20 protein-coding genes are annotated in these 16,576 nt (G+C 47.4%); 16 read left to right on the top strand and 4 right to left on the bottom strand.

Features of this window, described 5'->3' with window-relative positions; genetic code table 11:
• Window positions 1-9 precede the first annotated feature (9 nt).
• The 4 genes from CIK04_RS09435 to CIK04_RS09420 all read left to right on the top strand — a co-directional run bounded on the left by CIK04_RS09435 (window position 10) and on the right by CIK04_RS09420 (window position 3,918).
• On the top strand, window positions 10-1,011 hold the full coding sequence (locus tag CIK04_RS09435) for an ArsJ-associated glyceraldehyde-3-phosphate dehydrogenase (protein WP_097353119.1): 1,002 nt from the start codon (window positions 10-12) through the stop codon (window positions 1,009-1,011).
• A 14-nt stretch (window positions 1,012-1,025) separates the two neighbouring features.
• On the top strand, window positions 1,026-1,520 hold the full coding sequence (locus CIK04_RS09430; protein ID WP_097353139.1) for a dual specificity protein phosphatase family protein: 495 nt from the start codon (window positions 1,026-1,028) through the stop codon (window positions 1,518-1,520).
• A 67-nt stretch (window positions 1,521-1,587) separates the two neighbouring features.
• A complete protein-coding gene (arsJ, locus tag CIK04_RS09425) occupies window positions 1,588-2,805 on the top strand; it encodes an organoarsenical effux MFS transporter ArsJ (RefSeq protein ID WP_039549820.1) in 1,218 nt (405 codons plus the stop codon).
• Between the two features lie 99 nt (window positions 2,806-2,904).
• Window positions 2,905-3,918 carry an acyltransferase gene (locus CIK04_RS09420; protein WP_097353118.1) on the top strand — a complete coding sequence of 338 codons (1,014 nt, stop codon included), beginning with the start codon at window positions 2,905-2,907 and terminating at the stop codon, window positions 3,916-3,918.
• Here CIK04_RS09420 and CIK04_RS09415 read toward each other — a convergent pair.
• Window positions 3,915-4,244: a DUF2500 domain-containing protein gene (locus CIK04_RS09415; protein WP_017420388.1), complete on the bottom strand. Its 330-nt coding sequence runs from the start codon at window positions 4,242-4,244 to the stop codon at window positions 3,915-3,917. The two genes, CIK04_RS09420 and CIK04_RS09415, sit on opposite strands and share 4 nt — an antisense overlap.
• A gap of 235 nt (window positions 4,245-4,479) precedes the next feature.
• Between CIK04_RS09415 and CIK04_RS09410 the strand changes: the two genes are divergently transcribed.
• The 4 genes from CIK04_RS09410 (at window position 4,480) to CIK04_RS09390 (ending at window position 7,536) form a co-directional block, all read left to right on the top strand.
• Window positions 4,480-4,848 carry a hypothetical protein gene (locus CIK04_RS09410; RefSeq protein WP_026050296.1) on the top strand — a complete coding sequence of 123 codons (369 nt, stop codon included), beginning with the start codon at window positions 4,480-4,482 and terminating at the stop codon, window positions 4,846-4,848.
• A gap of 1,030 nt (window positions 4,849-5,878) precedes the next feature.
• Window positions 5,879-6,499, top strand: coding sequence for a lysoplasmalogenase (locus CIK04_RS09400; RefSeq protein WP_013570939.1), 621 nt, complete (start codon window positions 5,879-5,881; stop codon window positions 6,497-6,499).
• Between the two features lie 77 nt (window positions 6,500-6,576).
• On the top strand, window positions 6,577-6,798 hold the full coding sequence (locus CIK04_RS09395) for a YecH family metal-binding protein (protein WP_017420385.1): 222 nt from the start codon (window positions 6,577-6,579) through the stop codon (window positions 6,796-6,798).
• A gap of 144 nt (window positions 6,799-6,942) precedes the next feature.
• Entirely contained in the window at window positions 6,943-7,536 is a 594-nt protein-coding gene (locus tag CIK04_RS09390; protein WP_026050297.1) for a YhgN family NAAT transporter, read from the top strand.
• 83 nt (window positions 7,537-7,619) lie between these two features.
• Here CIK04_RS09390 and CIK04_RS09385 read toward each other — a convergent pair whose 3' ends face one another.
• A complete protein-coding gene (locus CIK04_RS09385) occupies window positions 7,620-7,886 on the bottom strand; it encodes a DUF1145 domain-containing protein (RefSeq protein ID WP_017420383.1) in 267 nt (88 codons plus the stop codon).
• 18 nt (window positions 7,887-7,904) lie between these two features.
• Window positions 7,905-8,498: a 16S rRNA (guanine(966)-N(2))-methyltransferase RsmD gene (gene rsmD / locus CIK04_RS09380; RefSeq protein WP_011079165.1), complete on the bottom strand. Its 594-nt coding sequence runs from the start codon at window positions 8,496-8,498 to the stop codon at window positions 7,905-7,907.
• A 203-nt stretch (window positions 8,499-8,701) separates the two neighbouring features.
• On the opposite strand from rsmD, the gene ftsY reads away from it, so the two are divergent.
• From ftsY to glpG, 6 genes are all read left to right on the top strand, one after another.
• Window positions 8,702-9,889 (top strand): signal recognition particle-docking protein FtsY, encoded by a 1,188-nt coding sequence (ftsY, locus tag CIK04_RS09375; protein ID WP_026050298.1) that lies wholly within the window; start codon window positions 8,702-8,704, stop codon window positions 9,887-9,889.
• 20 nt (window positions 9,890-9,909) lie between these two features.
• Window positions 9,910-10,587 (top strand): cell division ATP-binding protein FtsE, encoded by a 678-nt coding sequence (gene ftsE / locus CIK04_RS09370; RefSeq protein ID WP_011079167.1) that lies wholly within the window; start codon window positions 9,910-9,912, stop codon window positions 10,585-10,587.
• On the top strand, window positions 10,574-11,542 hold the full coding sequence (gene ftsX / locus CIK04_RS09365; protein WP_011079168.1) for a permease-like cell division protein FtsX: 969 nt from the start codon (window positions 10,574-10,576) through the stop codon (window positions 11,540-11,542). The genes ftsE and ftsX overlap by 14 nt, the downstream gene beginning before the upstream one ends.
• Window positions 11,543-11,718: 176 nt before the next feature.
• On the top strand, window positions 11,719-12,576 hold the full coding sequence (rpoH, locus tag CIK04_RS09360; protein ID WP_017420381.1) for an RNA polymerase sigma factor RpoH: 858 nt from the start codon (window positions 11,719-11,721) through the stop codon (window positions 12,574-12,576).
• A gap of 434 nt (window positions 12,577-13,010) precedes the next feature.
• On the top strand, window positions 13,011-13,331 hold the full coding sequence (gene glpE / locus CIK04_RS09355; RefSeq protein WP_011079170.1) for a thiosulfate sulfurtransferase GlpE: 321 nt from the start codon (window positions 13,011-13,013) through the stop codon (window positions 13,329-13,331).
• An 85-nt stretch (window positions 13,332-13,416) separates the two neighbouring features.
• Entirely contained in the window at window positions 13,417-14,259 is an 843-nt protein-coding gene (gene glpG / locus CIK04_RS09350) for a rhomboid family intramembrane serine protease GlpG (RefSeq protein WP_038964428.1), read from the top strand.
• A 48-nt stretch (window positions 14,260-14,307) separates the two neighbouring features.
• Here glpG and CIK04_RS09345 read toward each other — a convergent pair whose 3' ends face one another.
• Window positions 14,308-14,718: a flagellar basal body-associated protein FliL gene (locus CIK04_RS09345; protein WP_011079172.1), complete on the bottom strand. Its 411-nt coding sequence runs from the start codon at window positions 14,716-14,718 to the stop codon at window positions 14,308-14,310.
• Window positions 14,719-14,890: 172 nt separating this feature from the next.
• Between CIK04_RS09345 and CIK04_RS09340 the strand changes: the two genes are divergently transcribed.
• Window positions 14,891-15,430: a chorismate lyase gene (locus CIK04_RS09340; protein ID WP_170861679.1), complete on the top strand. Its 540-nt coding sequence runs from the start codon at window positions 14,891-14,893 to the stop codon at window positions 15,428-15,430.
• Window positions 15,431-16,285, top strand: coding sequence for a 4-hydroxybenzoate octaprenyltransferase (gene ubiA, locus CIK04_RS09335; RefSeq protein WP_017420378.1), 855 nt, complete (start codon window positions 15,431-15,433; stop codon window positions 16,283-16,285).
• The last annotated feature ends 291 nt before the right edge of the window (window positions 16,286-16,576 follow it).

The following is a 16,576-nucleotide window of genomic DNA, read 5'->3' as shown; positions in this document are numbered from 1 at the left end:
GAATAGACCATGACGATCAAAGTGGGAATTAACGGATTTGGCCGTATTGGCCGCTTGGCAATGCGCGCGGCCTTTGATTGGCCAGAGTTGGAGTTTGTTTTAATTAATGATGTGGCGGGGGATGCCACCACGTTGGGCCATTTGTTGGAGTTCGATTCAGTGCAGGGGCGCTGGCACCATGAGGTGACGGTGCAAGGTCAGCAATTGCACATCAATGGCCACGTGATTGAAACCACTCAACAGCGTGAAATCAGTGCGGTGGATTGGTCGGGCTGTGATGTGGTGATTGAGGCGACAGGTGTGCATCGCAAAAGCAGCTTCCTTAATCAATACCTCGAGCAAGGCGTGAAACGCGTGGTGGTCAGCGCTCCAGTGAAAGAAGAGGGCATTGCCAATATTGTAGTGGGCGTGAACGACGAGATCTTTAACCCAGAGCAGCATCGCATTGTGACCGCAGCCTCGTGCACCACCAACTGCATTGCACCAGTGGTGAAAGTGATTCACGAGAAACTCGGTATCGAACAAGCATCGTTTACCACCATTCATGATCTCACCAACACGCAAACCATTCTTGATGCGCCGCACAAAGATTTGCGTCGTGCCCGTGCCTGCGGCATGAGCTTGATCCCGACGACCACAGGCAGTGCCACGGCGATTGTGGAAATTTTCCCAGAGCTGAAAGATCGCATTAACGGTCACGCGGTGCGCGTTCCTCTAGCGAATGCTTCACTGACCGATATTATTTTTGATGTGAAGCGTGATACCACGGCTGAGGAGGTCAACGCATTACTCAAAGAAGCCTCGCAAGGGGAGTTAAACGGCATTCTTGGTTTTGAAGAGCGCCCATTGGTGTCGATTGATTATCGCGGCGATCAACGCTCAACCATCGTCGATGCCCTTTCTACCATGGTGGTGGGCACGCGCATGGTGAAGATTTACGCTTGGTATGACAACGAAATGGGCTACGCGACCCGTACCGCAGAACTGGTGCGTAAAGTAGGAGCGGCATAATGGAAACGTCAATCATCAACCACCCGGTTTGGCAATTGGACCTGCCGTCTGGCGCATTGGTCTTAACGCCTTGCCCTGGCACCAAAGGGGTCGATTTACGCTCGTCATTGCAACAGTTGGCGGACAGCGGCGTACAAGCCGTTGTCACGGCGCTGGGCGATGCGGAACTGGCGAGTAAAGAAGTCGCAGAGCTTGGCCCGTTGGTCGTCGAGCTCGGCATGTGTTGGTATCAAATCGAAATCGAAGATGACTGCGCGCCAGATGAGACCTTTGCCGCGCATTGGCAGCAAGCCAGTCCAGAGCTGCAAGCCATTCTTCGTGATGGTGGCAAAGTGGCGCTGCACTGCATGGGTGGCTCTGGTCGCACCGGATTGTTCGCCGCCCATTTGCTGCTAGAGCAAGGTTGGGCATTGGGCGACATTATTCGTGAAGTACAAGCCTTGAGGCCCGGCGCCTTCACGCGAGAGGTGCAGTTGAGCTACATCGAATCTGTGGCAAACGCACAGTGAGCAGCCATTAGGGCTTTTGGATCATCATGATCCAAAAGCCTGTTAACCTGTACACAGAGGGCTAATAATGATCGCTCAACTGAGCAAAAGTGTCCGCCAATACATGCTGGTCACGTTTAACTATTGGAACTTTACCTTAACCGATGGGGCACTGCGCATGCTGGTGGTGCTCTATTTCCACGACCTTGGTTACTCGGCGCTGGCGATTGCCTCGCTGTTTTTGTTTTACGAGTTTTTTGGCGTGGTGACCAACTTGATTGGTGGATGGTTGGGGGCAAGGCTCGGTCTCAATAAGACCATGAACATCGGCTTGGCCATGCAAATCATCGCGTTGCTGATGTTGGCTGTCCCCGCCGCTTGGCTGACGATTCCTTGGGTGATGGCCGCGCAAGCACTCTCTGGCATTGCCAAAGATTTGAATAAGATGAGTGCCAAAAGCGCCATCAAAACCTTAGTGCCGGACGAGCAGCAAGGCGCATTGTTCAAGTGGGTAGCCATTCTGACGGGGTCGAAGAATGCCTTAAAAGGGGCGGGCTTTTTCCTCGGTGGTCTCTTATTGGCCGTTTTCGGTTTTCAATACGCAGTACTCGCCATGGCGGGGGGACTTACCTTAGTGTTGATTGGCAGTTTGGTTAGCCTAGAGTCGGAAATGGGCAAAGCGAAAAACAAGCCGAAGTTTAATGAGATTTTCTCCAAATCGGCGCCTGTCAACATTCTCTCCGCTGCTCGCCTTTTTCTCTTTGGTGCGCGAGATGTCTGGTTTGTGGTGGCACTGCCCGTTTATCTTGGTAGCGTGTTTGGTTGGGATCACCTTTGGGTTGGTGGCTTCCTTGCCTTATGGGTAATGGGGTATGGCGTTGTGCAAGGTATCGCGCCGCGCATTACAGGGAAGGCGCAAGGTCGAGTGCCTGATGGTCGTAGTGCTTTTTACTGGGTCGCGCTATTGGCATTGCTGACAGGAGCCATTGCCTATGCGGTGCAACAAGCGTGGCATCCTCAGCAAGTGATCGTGATTGGCCTGTTGCTATTTGGGGCGGTGTTTGCGATTAACTCTTCCCTTCACTCGTATCTGATTGTCAGTTATGCCAAAGGCGATGGCGTCTCATTGGATGTGGGTTTTTACTATATGGCTAATGCCATGGGACGTTTGATCGGCACACTATTGTCGGGGTGGATCTATCAAGAATTCGGTTTGGCTGCTTGCTTGTGGGTTTCTTGCTTCTTCTTGGCTTTGACGACGTTAATTTCAATCAAGCTCCCTCGCTTTGCAGCGAAAATCGCTTGATCGCAGTGTGTGAATTCTAACCAAAAGCTGACGCATGATTTCATGTATCAGCTTTTTTTATTGCTATAGTCAAAGCCATGAAAAGCAAGAGGATAGAGAATGCGCGAAAGAGTTCAGTTTTTTGATTTGCTACGATGTGTCGCGGCGGTGGCCGTGATCGCCATTCATGTGCTTGCGCCTTATCGTCATGAGTTAGGGGTGATTCCTTTTGATCAATGGGTGACGGCCGTTGGCATCAATGGCATTTCTCGTTGGGCGGTACCGGTTTTTATTCTTATCACTGGCGCCCTGATGCTCAGTGACACTCGGCCATTTGATCTGCCTTATTATGCTCGTCGTCGTTTAGGTAAGGTGCTGATCCCTTTTCTCTTTTGGTCGTTGTTCTATGCGCTCCTCTCTGGTTTGAGTGCGAGCGGTTTTGATAGCAGCAAAGTGACAGAAGTGCTCAGCAACAGCCCAGAGCATGCCACCTATTACCATCTTGGTTTCTTCTATTATTTTATTCCACTCTATTTTGTGATTCCGATGTTCCAGTGGCTTGTTCGCCAGCAACGTCAGGACATCCTCTATCTTTTTACCGCGTTGTGGTTGTTCACCACTGTGTTGTATCTGGCGGGCATCGATGGCCCTTGGAGCTACGAGCTATGGCTGTACAGTGGCTACCTTCCTCTTGGCTATCTGCTCTTTAGCAAAATCCCGAATCAACGCTCAGTGGTCGTTGGGTCGGTGCTGCTGGGGGGAATGGCATTGGCTGTCACGGTGACTATGGTGGTGAGTAATAGCCTTGCTGCAGGGGAATACACCGTCGGGCGTTGGCTGTCGTATAAAACCATTAATGTGGTATTGGCCGCGTCGATGGTGTTTGTGCTGTGTCGCTCTGTGGGCGAGCGGTTGTCGGCTCAATGGCAAAAGTGGGTGGCGTTGATCAGCCGCCACAGTTTAGGCATCTATTTATTGCATCCTATTTTTCTATGGCCAATGAAAGAGTTGGGCTGGTATCAGGGTCATCCTGCGTGGATGATTCCGTTATGGGTCGTGCTGAGTGGGGCGGGTGCCTTAGCGTTGAGTTATCTATTTTCGCTCTCCGCTAAGACACGTTGGTTGTTGCCTTAGCGCTTCAGGGCAAAGTGAAGAAATTTGTCGCCCTTGTAGGTGAGTTCCCCTTTATCGCCGGGGTTAAGAGCGTGGAAATAGTGCACACCGACCTGAAACTCGCGTTTGGGTCCGAGTGTGCCACGTTGTACGTAGATCCAATACTCTTGATCGTCTTCGCCAGGTTGCGCGTCGGCAATAGCGATGACCTGTTTATCAAGCACAGTGACCTGTACTTTTTGTTCTGGGGCGTTATTGCCTTGAATATGAATACGATAGAAACGAACGAAGAGCCAGCCACCAATAGCAATCAATGCGAGTACGGCAAAAACAAAGGAAATAGGCATGATGACCTCCAATCTGAATGAGTGTCTCATTTTACAGAACCTAGTTGCCAAACAAGGGGTTGCCAGTAGCGAATCGTGATCTAGAGATAAGAGACGATAAAATTTTCGGCGCATATCACATTCTATATGCGTATGAGAGCACAATTTTGAGCCTATGCGGATAACTTGGCTCGAAATGTGAATCAAACTGTAGAAGAATAGAATGAAACAAACACTCGAACGAAAGGAGGGCACGATGTCAGAAATCGAACAAGTGGTCACTCGTACCCGCAGATTAGAGACTTTGTTGCGCACTCAATATCATGCTGAAGGTAAAGGGTTGCATCAGCTTGTGACGAGCTGTGAAGAACGCCTGCCACATGACGTGATTGGTAAGCTCCGTTTTATTGCGACGATACGCAATAAAGTCGTGCATGAAGATCATTATCAGTTGGACGACAAACAGAGTTTTTTGGCGGCATGTGATGAGTGTGAAAAAGAACTGACACCAAGAAGTGGCCGTTTTATCTGGCGTGTGGCGATTTTACTGATGCTTTCCATGACATTGGGGGCGATGGCTTTTTACTACGCGAACTGGGATGTACTTAGCCAACATTTAAAATAATGGCCGACTGGAGAAAAATGCACTGAGGCAATCCACGGAGCACGCAGTGAGATGTGAACTGAACGTTTGGTCTTGCCATGTCTAACCAGTGTATGAAAGACAATAAAAAACGGGATGCTTTCGCATCCCGTTTTTTATTTAGATTCTGAAACTTAGTACATCATTGGTAGTGTCATTAAACCAACGATAACTGCGATCATTACCAGTCCTTGCTTTTGAGAAGAAGACATCACAACACTACCTCCATAAACGGTTGATGAACTCTATGTGTGCAATATAGCATCGATTTTAAGGCTTGATCAATAGATCTTTTTAAATCTCTTTAAAAAAATAACTTAACTATGAATAATTGACCCTGATGTGGCAATGAAACAGTGTTTTTTGACTGCTTTCTTTATGCTCTTATTTGTGTTTTTCTTATGGTTTGTGTTTTAACTTAATGTTTTATATTGGTTTTTTATTAATGTGATATTGCTCAAATAGTGTTTAGTGCTCTTTGTCTGGTGTTGGTGGTTCTTGGTGCTATTTTGGCTTAATAGTCATGTTTTTTGATGGTCTTGTTTGAAATTTAAGAAAGTCAATAGAGGCTATGTAGGGGATTTATCATTGGATGAGAAAACAATGATGTGATTAGTGGTCTATTCTGGTTGTACCAGCTTGAGTTCGGATTTTCTTTTGTTTTATGGTTTAAGTTGTTGATTTTGTTTTTATTACCAATGTTTTAATCTGTTTTTTTATTTTGTTTTTTCACTCTATTGTTATTCATTCACTCTGATAATGTCCGACTTATTTTGCTTTGAGTTGGTTTAACGTTTGCTTTCTGTGTTTTGTCACACTTTTATCGAGAAGCTCTGAATTTAAAACGCGTTGCTGTGAGTCGATACTGTAAACTTGCAGTTTTGCTCTAAGCTCTGGCTTGCTTCACAATAAGCAGTGATTCGCAATCAAGATCCAACTTTCGCCTTTTACTGCTTTACATAATCCTCTTGCTACCTAGACTAGCCGCGTAACAAAGAGAAGGGTAATACAGATGTGGAGTTGGCTAGCGATAGGCTTATCTGGAATGACATCCGTTTTGGGTGCTCGTCAAGCGAGTCCATTTCAGTCACTGTTTTTTAAAGTGTTCACTCTGGTGTTGTTATTGATCTTGGTGCTGACCCAAGGGCCAGATTCTGCGCACAGCTATTGGATTGCCGCAGGCTTGTTAGTGTCGATTTTTGCCGACACGCTCCATTCTTTGAAATCAAAAAAAACGCTCTATTTTTCAGGTTTTCTCCTCGCGCAGCTTTGTTACAGCAAATCTTTCTGGTTACAGCTCAATGGTGACATCGTTTGGTGGCTCCTTGCCTTACTGTTGGCAGCGAGTATCGTGGCGTTTTTCTTACTCCTTCCTCAATTGGATTCCTTGGTTTTTCCCGTCGTGATTATGGGCATTATGTTGGTGCAGTTGGCTTGGGCTGCTGGAGAAGTGTGGCTCCAAGCAAGCAACTTCTCCAATGCGATCGGTTTTGCTGGAACGTTAGTCATGATTTATTCTGCTCTGGCGTATGCGATTCACGGCTATCGAAAACCGATGAAGCGTGCCTATGTTTGGGTGTCGGGCAGTTATTTTGTCGCACATGCTTTGATCGTGGCTTCTATCATCTATTGAGCTGTTTTAGGTCAAAACACGATTTTTATAAAAGGTTAAGCTGGGGGTCACTTGACGTGTTACAGGACGCTTAATCCATGAATGATATCCATGCTCACAATCTTCTTCATCTCCTTAAAGAACAGCCGATGGACCGTGCAGAATTGCTCGCGCATTTCGGTGGCGAAACCCGTTTTCATACGTGCAAGTTGCAAGGGCTCGACTTGGACTCACTGCTGAGCTTTTTGTTGGAACGAGAAAAAATCAGTGAGCAGCAAGGAAAATTCTGTGTGAATCTGGCGCGAATCTGCAATCACTAAAGACGCATTCCTTTAGGAGCGAGTCGTTTGGTTACTCGCTTCTCTCCCTAGTAACGAGCTCATTTTATGCCAGGGCTCGCCCGACTCTGCCTCCCAACGCCATTTGGTATATACTCTCGCCATTGTTGTATTTTGAGAGCACCTATGGACATTCTTGCTGCAGCCACCATGCTGTTCCTTATCATGGACCCGTTGGGGAATCTTCCCATTGTTTTATCTATCTTGAAGCACATTGATGCTAAGCGACGTCGCAAGGTATTGATTCGTGAGTTACTGTTTGCCCTCCTCATTTTGATGTTATTCCTGTTTGCGGGGCAGAGCATTATGAAGTTCCTTCAGGTGGAACCGGAAACTCTCAGTATCTCGGGTGGCATTATCTTGTTTATTATCGCAATCAAGATGATCTTCCCTAGTGCAGGCAGCATTACCGGTTTGGCGGCCGGTGAAGAGCCCTTTATTGTGCCAATGGCGATACCTATGATTGCCGGGCCTTCTGTGATCGCAGCGTTGCTGCTGCTTTCTTCACAGCATCCAAATAACTTAACTGATTTGTCGATTGCCGTGCTTATCGCGTGGTTTGCGACCTTCATCATTTTAATGTTCTATAGCTTTTTCCACCGTATTCTGGGTGAGCGCGGCTTAAAGGCGGTTGAACGTTTGATGGGATTGTTGCTGGTGATGATTTCGACCCAGATGTTCCTCAATGGCGTTAAAAGTTATATGGGCGTGGTGAGTTAAATGAGGATGGTCCGCTAACCTGAATGATGGGATAAAACAATGCCGCTCTTGGGAGCGGCATTGTTATTTCTGACGGGAAAGAATCACATCATATATTTGCGTCGAATATCGAGCAGGGCAAAAATACCAAATATCAGGATGGAATTCTTTTCCCAGCGCGTCATGGTAATTTTGTCACCAAAGGCGCCGACGAAGATCAGCATTTGCAGTCCATGCATGATGAACAAAAATGCCGTCATGATATAGAGCACGATGGCGGCGTTACCTGGAAATGGTGACACAATATTAACCAACAGGATTAACCACACAAATGAGATGGCGGCTTTCGCTAAAAATAACAGTGCTTTCATTCCAAGATCCTTTGCTAACTATTGGCGTTCATAGAGGCGATAGCTGACCTGCCCAGCGGTTTTTTCTCGATGCAAATGCCAAGAAGCTGGCAGCGCTTCAACCTGTAACTCTTTTTCTGTCTCAATATAAATCATGGCGTCCTCTGCCAGCCAGCCATTTTGCTCCAGCAAAGTCACGGCTTCGGCGAGGAGTCCTTGGCGAAATGGTGGATCAATAAACACCACGTGATGCGGCGTGCCTTGCTGCTTAAGGAATTGCAGTGCATCGCCTTGAATCACTTTGATGTTATTTGCCTTTAGCGCTGTGACATTTTGTTGCAATTGCGCAAACGCCTTGGGGTTTAACTCCAACATGGTGACTTGCTCTGCCTGACGTGATGCCGCTTCAAAACCTAAGCCGCCAGAGCCGGCAAACAGATCCAAACAGCGAGCGCGAGGGATATCCTGTGCGAGCCAGTTAAACAGCGTTTCTTTGACTCGATCGGTGGTCGGGCGTAAGCCTTCGGCGTCATGCACGGGCAGCTTTCGCCCTCGCCAAAGGCCACTAATGATGCGTACACAGCCAGTTGTTGGCTTATTTTGTGATGTGTTTTGCTGGCGACGTCTTACCATAGATTTTTTGACCGCTAATAAAGTGTTACTATAGCCAATCGCCCAGGCCTAAAGCCTGGATATTGCCCAGAATTTGATAGTGACAAAGTGTACCATTATTCCGCTGAGAAAAACGGATCACATGCGTATACCAGTCGCGATTGTGTCTTTGTCTGTGTACCAGCAAAGATTCAACCCAGTATAAGAAACCAGGATATCTCCCGATGACGGAAAAGAAAAAGCGCGGATTACTATCGTGGCTTGGCTTTGGTGACGATGACCAAGTAAAACAACCAGAGCCTGCACAATCAGAAGAGGTGATCAGCGAGTCTGACGAAAAAACCGTAGAGAGCGTTGAACCGATTGTCAGCCAAGAAGTGGTTGAAGAGGTTGCGGTAGAGCCAATCAGCGAATCAGAAGCTGAAGAGCCCGTTGAAGTGACACCTGTGGTGGTTGAAGCGCCGCGTGTGCAAGAACAAGAAAAACCAACAGAAAGCTTTTTTGCGCGCCTAAAACGCAGCTTGAGTCGTACGAAAGCCAATATCGGCGCTGGTTTCTTTGGCCTATTTAAAGGCAAGAAAATCGATGATGAGCTGTTTGAAGAGCTGGAAGAACAGCTACTCGTTGCGGATGTGGGTATGGATACCACGTTGAAAATCATCGAAAACTTAACAGAAAAAGCGTCTCGCCGTGACTTAAAAGATGGTGAGGCTCTGTATGGTTTGCTCAAAGAAGAGATGGCGGAGATCCTCACTAAGGTTGAGCAACCATTGCAAGTGGACAGCAGCAAAACCCCTTACGTTATCCTGATGGTTGGGGTAAATGGCGTGGGTAAGACCACCACCATTGGTAAGTTGGCGAAACAGTTCCAAAATCAAGGTAAGAAAGTGATGTTGGCGGCGGGCGATACCTTCCGTGCGGCGGCTGTTGAGCAGTTGCAAGTGTGGGGCGAGCGTAACAATGTCCCAGTGATCGCACAGCATACTGGCGCAGACAGTGCATCGGTGATTTATGATGCGATTGAAGCCGCCAAAGCGCGTGGCGTTGATGTGGTGATCGCCGATACTGCGGGTCGCTTGCAAAACAAGAGCAACTTGATGGAAGAGCTGCGCAAAATTGTTCGAGTGATGAAGAAAATCGACGACTCCGCGCCGCATGAAATCATGTTGACCTTGGATGCAGGCACTGGTCAAAACGCCATTAGCCAAGCGAAACTGTTTAGCGATGTCGCGCCGATCACCGGGATCACCTTGACCAAACTGGATGGCACAGCGAAAGGCGGCGTGATCTTTGCTATTGCCGATCAGTTTAACATTCCTATTCGTTACATCGGTGTGGGGGAAGGGATTGAGGATCTACGCCCGTTTGAAACCCAAGAATTTATCGACGCGCTATTTAGTCGAGAAGAGTAAGCATTAGAGAGGAATAACCGGTGATCCGATTTCAGCAGGTAAGTAAAGCCTATCGTGGCGGCCGTCAGGCCCTGCAAAAAGTCGACTTTCATTTACGTCGTGGCGAAATGGCATTTTTAGGTGGACACTCAGGTGCCGGTAAAAGTACCTTGCTGAAATTGATCTGTGCCATTGAGCGGCCTACTGATGGGCGCATTAGCTTCAATGGCCATGACATCACACGCATTCCGAATAAAGACGTGCCATTTTTGCGTCGCAATATCGGCATTGTTTTCCAAGATCACCGCTTACTGATGGATCGCAGTGTTTACGACAATGTGGCACTGCCGATGCGCATTGAATCCATCTCAGAGAATGAGATAAAACGCCGAGTCTCGGCGGCTCTCGACAAAACCGGGCTGCTTGATAAAGCCCGCTGTTTGCCTAGCCAACTGTCTGGTGGTGAACAGCAACGTGTCGGCATCGCTCGCGCCGTGGTCAATCGCCCAACCTTGTTGTTGGCCGATGAACCAACAGGCAACTTGGACCCTGAGTTGTCCAACCGAGTGCTGCGTTTGTTTGAAGAGTTCAATCGTGCTGGCGTGACTATTTTATTGGCGACACACGACATCAACTTGGTCAACTCTCGTCCTCAGTATCGTCATTTCGAACTTAACCAAGGTTTTCTCAGTGAGGTAGAAGATTATGGCCGCGAATAAACGCCTTAAAAAGCCAGCGAGCAAATCGACCTCGAATCGCCCTAAGACAGACGGTTTTGTTTCGATTCATATCAAGCAAGCCAAAGCTTCCTTCAAGGCGATCTGGCATCGTCCGCTGGGGAATATTTTGACCTTAGCGGTCATCTCCATGGCATTAGCCATGCCTGCCTGTTTGTATTTGCTTGGTAAAAACATTGCCGTTGCCACGTCGCATGTCACGTCGCCTGCACAAGTGAGCGCCTACTTGCGTGAAGGCGTACCAGAAGCTCGAGTCATGGTGCTCAAAGATGAATTGGAAACGCAGCAAGATGTTGAATTAGTGGAGTACATTTCTCCGCAGCAAGGCTTGGAGCATCTCAGCCAATATTCCGGTTTTGACCAAGCGTTAAGCTTACTGGAAGATTATGCCCTGCCAGGTGTCTTGGTGATCACCCCTGCGGTGGAAGAGAACAACGCCATCAAAGCGTTGGCACAACAACTGCGCCAAGAAGAAGACATTACGGATGTGCGTCTAGACGAAGATTGGTTAACACGGTTAGATGCAATAAAAACGGTCGCGACAATTATTGTCATGACCTTGACACTGTTAATGTTGGGTGCTGTATTTTTAATCGTTGGCAACACCTTGCGCTTTAATGTGCTCGCCAATAAAGAAGAAATTCAAACCATGAAACTCATTGGTGCGACAGACAACTTTATTCTGCGCCCCTACTTATATTCAGGAATGTGGTTTGGTTTACTTGGCGCGGTATCGGCGTGGTGTTTTACCGCGTTGATTACAGTGTTGTTGAATGGCGCCGTTGCGGATCTCGCGGCTTTATATGACAGCCAATTTCGTCTTATTGGCCTAAGCTGGGATGAATCCTTGTTGCTTGTGATGACAGGGACCTTCTTAGGTTGCGTGGCGGCAAAAGTATCGGCGCAGCGCCATTTAAAAGAAATTGAACCTGTTTAAGTGATGCGGGTCTTATAGTAGGCAATCGTCGCAAAGAATCAAATTTGATTGACTTGTATAGACGATTTGTTTATGGATAATTGCTAACCCTGCTTGAAACTGATTCATCTTCAGTTCAAGATAATGGCGCTAATTTGCAATGTATAACTCCAGATCAGAGATTGATGAGGAATTGAATGACAACTCAAGCGTATCCGATGGCACTAGTAACGCAAGATAGCCTTGATGGCTACATTCGCTCGGTGAACAGCTACCCAATGCTGACCGCAGACGAAGAACGTGATCTAGCTGAACGTCTACACTACAAAGGCGAAATTGAAGCGGCAAAAGGGCTGATTCTCTCTCACCTGAGATTCGTTGTTCACGTTGCCCGCGGTTATTCTGGCTATGGTTTGCCAATGGCTGACTTAGTGCAAGAAGGCAATATTGGTCTCATGAAGGCGGTAAAACGTTTCAACCCAGAAGTTGGGGTGAGGCTGGTTTCTTTCGCGGTTCACTGGATCAAAGCGGAAATTCACGAATACGTACTACGTAATTGGCGTATTGTGAAGATCGCGACCACTAAAGCGCAGCGTAAGTTGTTCTTCAATCTACGTAAGTCGAAAAAACGTCTTGGTTGGTTTAACAATGGTGAAGTCGAAACCGTGGCTCGTGAGTTGGGTGTAGAACCGGCAGAAGTGCGAGAAATGGAATCGCGTTTGGCGGCGGTCGATTCGACTTTTGATTTGCCGAATGAGGAAGACGATTCTACCTCGGTATCAACCGCTCCAGTCCTTTATCTGGAAGACAAATCTTCAGATGTGGCGGATAACCTAGAAGCGCAAAACTGGGAAGCTCACACCAATAACCGTCTTGCGATGGCATTGGCTAGCCTTGATGAGCGTAGCCAACATATTGTTCGCTCACGTTGGTTGGACGATGATAAAGCCACGCTGCAAGATCTCGCGGAAATGTATGGAGTTTCTGCGGAGCGAATCCGTCAGCTTGAAAAGAACGCGATGAAGAAACTGAAGATGGCTGTTGGCGAGATTTAGTTCTCTTACCAAACCACTTAGAATCAGCAAAAGCCGAGATCAATGATCTCGGCTTTTTTGTTGCCTGTGACAACATCATGGTGAGTATTTTTGATCGAAATCGAGTTACGAAAATGATCACGAAATGATGCTTAGCCTGTGAATAACTCTGTGAAGTAATTATTTATCAACTGTTCGAAAGCTGGATGAAATCAGGGCTTGAAGGGGGATTTCTTTTGGGGATAGTTATAAAACTACACACAGAAAGATCAAGATCCTTACTACATGTAGTGGATCAATTTTTACTCAGACACTTTATCAACGCAATCCACAGATTTATCCACAAGTGATGAAGAAATAGACGTCATTCAAAGACCAGAAGAACTGTGTGTCTAAGTTTGGCTCTGGATAGGTTACAATCCCAGCAGAACAAAATAACGAAAATGAGAAAGCATATGGAACAGTTCAAGCATATTGATGTACAAGGCGCGCACGCGCTCATCAGCCGTGGAGAAGCACGTTTGGTGGATATTCGTGACCCACAATCTTTTGCTGTGGCTCATGCCCAATCGGCCTTTCATCTAACCAATGATTCGATTGTAAACTTCATGCAGCAGGTGGAGTTTGAACAGCCTGTTTTGGTGATGTGTTACCACGGCATCAGCAGTCAAGGGGCGGCTCAGTACCTAGTCAATCAAGGTTTTGAAGAGGTGTACAGTGTTGATGGTGGTTTTGAAGCTTGGCATCGCGCCAGTTTGCCCGTTGAAGCAAGCTGATCCCGTTAGAAGAGAAGGGTTTTTGCCTAACGGCCTTTGATGTGGAAGAATGAGGTCAGATTTTTCGTCTAACTGAGGTTTCTCTATGCAGCGTCTTATTGTGTTGAATAATCCAAGGATGGCGCAGGCTTTTATCGACTACATGGCGTCTCGACAAATTGATTTGCGAATGATGCCTGAGGGTGAAGGGCAGTTTGCCTTATGGCTGATGGACGATCAGCATTGGGTTGAAACCGAAGCAGAGCTCAAACAGTTTTTAGCGAATCCTGGTGACAGTAAATACAGCGCTGCATCTTGGGACATGGCAGAAACGCGCAAGACTCAGTTCAGTTACCGAAGTCCCAGTTTACTGGCGATGGTGAAAGCAAAAGCAGGTCCTGTCACCATGGCGGTGATGGTCGCCTGTGTGGCGGTTTACGTGTTCATGATGTTGGGCTGGGAAAGCCCGCTTTTAAGCGCGATGCATTTTCCTGCGGAAGCCGCGCAACAATGGCAACTATGGCGTTGGGTGAGCCATGCTCTGCTGCACTTCTCGGTGACCCACATTGTGTTTAACTTACTGTGGTGGTGGCAGTTTGGTGGCGACATTGAACAGAGATTGGGTAGCGGTAAACTACTGCAAATCTTTGTCATTTCGGCCGCACTCTCTGGCGCTGGTCAGTTTTGGGTTGAAGGGGCCAATTTTGGTGGCTTATCTGGCGTGGTTTATGCCTTGCTCGGTTACGCTTGGATTTTAGGTTATCGCGTGCCTCATCTCGGCTTGTCGGTCCCTAGGCCCGTGGTCGCTTTTATGCTGGTATGGCTCATTCTTGGTTACGTTCAACCTTTTATGGCGATTGCCAATACTGCCCATCTCGTGGGTTTGTTGTCTGGGATGGGGCTGGCTTATCTCGATTCCACCAAGCAAAAACATCAAAAAGCGGCCTAGGCCGCTTTTTGCTTTATAACGTCAACAGAATCAGCCGAGCTGAACATGCTACTGATAGAGGTATTTGGTAAACAGCAGGTCAGCAATGACGGTTTTGCCCGTTTCTGGCAATAAGATCTCATTGAGTTTTTCGACCAAATGCTTACGCAAATCTTCACGCCCAGCCAGTGATTTCACCGTGTCTTCACTTTGCTGACCGAGCAACTCGACTACTGCGTCTCTGATCAGCGGCTGATGGTGTTCGACCAACGCCAAATCCGCATTGCTCATGACCATGATGTCGATGCGCACTTGGATGTAACCCAGTTTCTTGCCTTTGGTATAAAAGTTGGTGGTGAGGTCTGGCTCAAGGGTGAAATACGCAAGTTGAGGGCCAGTCTGTTCTTCTTCCGCATGCAAAGGTAAAGAAAAGAGCAAGCTGAAGGCGATAATTATTTGGGCTATATAACGTTTGTACATATTTCTGACTTTTCTTTCTTCTGATCACGATACTCGAAACGCTTTTGTCTTGTTACAATAGGCGGTCCAAATGTCACTATAAGTTATTACAATCTTTACGGTGGCTCATTACCGTAAAGTGACGCTTTATTGTACGCACAACGCGACTAAAAGCTACTAATTGAATACTAGTATGAATCAGCCAAACTCGCTCTATCTTGCTTTGTTAATAGAAGCAAAATGGCAAAATCCTGAAGATTTTCACTTTTCTAGTGACTTTGCTAAGCACTGGTTACTGGAGCAAGGCTCCTTGTCTCGCCGTTTGGCGCGTCATTGCCAACATCTGACCGTTGAGTTGATGCGCAATGAAAAAAGTGGTGTAGGCCAATTAACAATGCAAGAGACTCAGGGATTATCCCCTGAGATTTGCTTGATCCGAGAGGTGGTGCTATCCGGTGATCAAACACCGTGGGTGCTGGGAAGAACGTTGATCCCTGAAACCACCTTAGCTGATCAGCCCTACGACTTAGCCACGCTGGGTGATATTCCTTTGGGGCTCACCGTGTTTAGTGCAGAGCAAGTTGAACGTGATGCATTGCAAGTGGCTTGGATTGAAACGCCGCAAGGGCGTTTACTCGCCAGACGTTCTCGTTTATGGATGAACCACAAACCGATGTTAGTGGCAGAACTGTTTTTACCTGATGCACCGATTTACTCCAGGGAGAGTGTGTAAATGTCAGTAGAAAAGGCCAAGGCGTATTGGCAACTGATGAGGATGGACCGACCAATTGGCACGTTACTGTTGCTTTGGCCAACCTTGTGGGCGTTGATTATTGCTGCGGAAGGGACGCCCGATTGGCATGTTTTGCTGGTTTTTGTGTTGGGCGTGGTGTTGATGCGCAGTGCTGGTTGCGTGATCAATGACTTTGCCGATCGTAAAGTGGATGGTCATGTTAAGCGCACTCAGCAGCGACCTCTGCCTTCAGGTCGCGTGACGGCGAAAGAAGCGATCATTCTGTTTTTGCTGTTAGGGATCAGCTCGTTTTTGTTGGTATTGACCATGAACCCACTCACCATCCAGCTCTCATTTGCCGGTATCGTGTTGGCGTTCATTTACCCTTTTATGAAGCGCTATACCCATCTTCCGCAATTGTTTCTTGGCTTGGCGTTTAGCTGGGCAATCCCGATGGCGTGGGCCGCACAGGCCAATGAGTTGCCTTGGGTGGTGTGGTTTGTGTTTGCGATTAATGCGTTGTGGACCATTGCGTACGATACCCAATATGCGATGGTCGATCGCGATGATGACATCCACATTGGTGTTAAATCGACGGCGATTTTGTTTGGCCGTCACGACAAGTTAATCATCGGCATGTTGCAATTGCTAACGCTAGTGATGCTGGTTTGGCTTGGCTTGCATTACCAATTGGGGCAAAGTTTTTATTGGAGTGTGCTGGCCGCTGGTGCGCTGTTTGTATATCAGCAGCATTTGATCCGTCATCGTCAGCGAGAGTTGTGTTTCCAAGCGTTTCTCAATAATAACTATGTCGGGATGGTGCTGGCGCTCGGGTTATTTGTCGCGTTTTGGTAAACCGCGCTGAGTTCACTTAGCACTCGTTGCACAGAAAAAGAAAAAACAAAGGCATCCACTGGATGCCTTTCAGATTGATGACGAACCCCGCTTTTTAAGTGGGGTTCTTTTTTGGAAGCGACCGTAGGTCGCGATCGTGATATTTTTTGTTATATCGTGCGCAGAAGTTTCCATTCATTACATGGGGATACAGAAGCAAGTATCTGCCTTATTTCTGCCATATTTAAGCCCATTTTTCGTAGATAGTTCACCACCAACGCAATCTTCTTGATGTTTTGGGCTGCCGCTGCC

This window comes from Vibrio sp. 03_296, assembly GCF_002265885.1.
The sequence above is the reverse complement of the archived record's forward strand: the minus strand, read 5'-3'. Positions and strand labels throughout refer to the sequence as shown.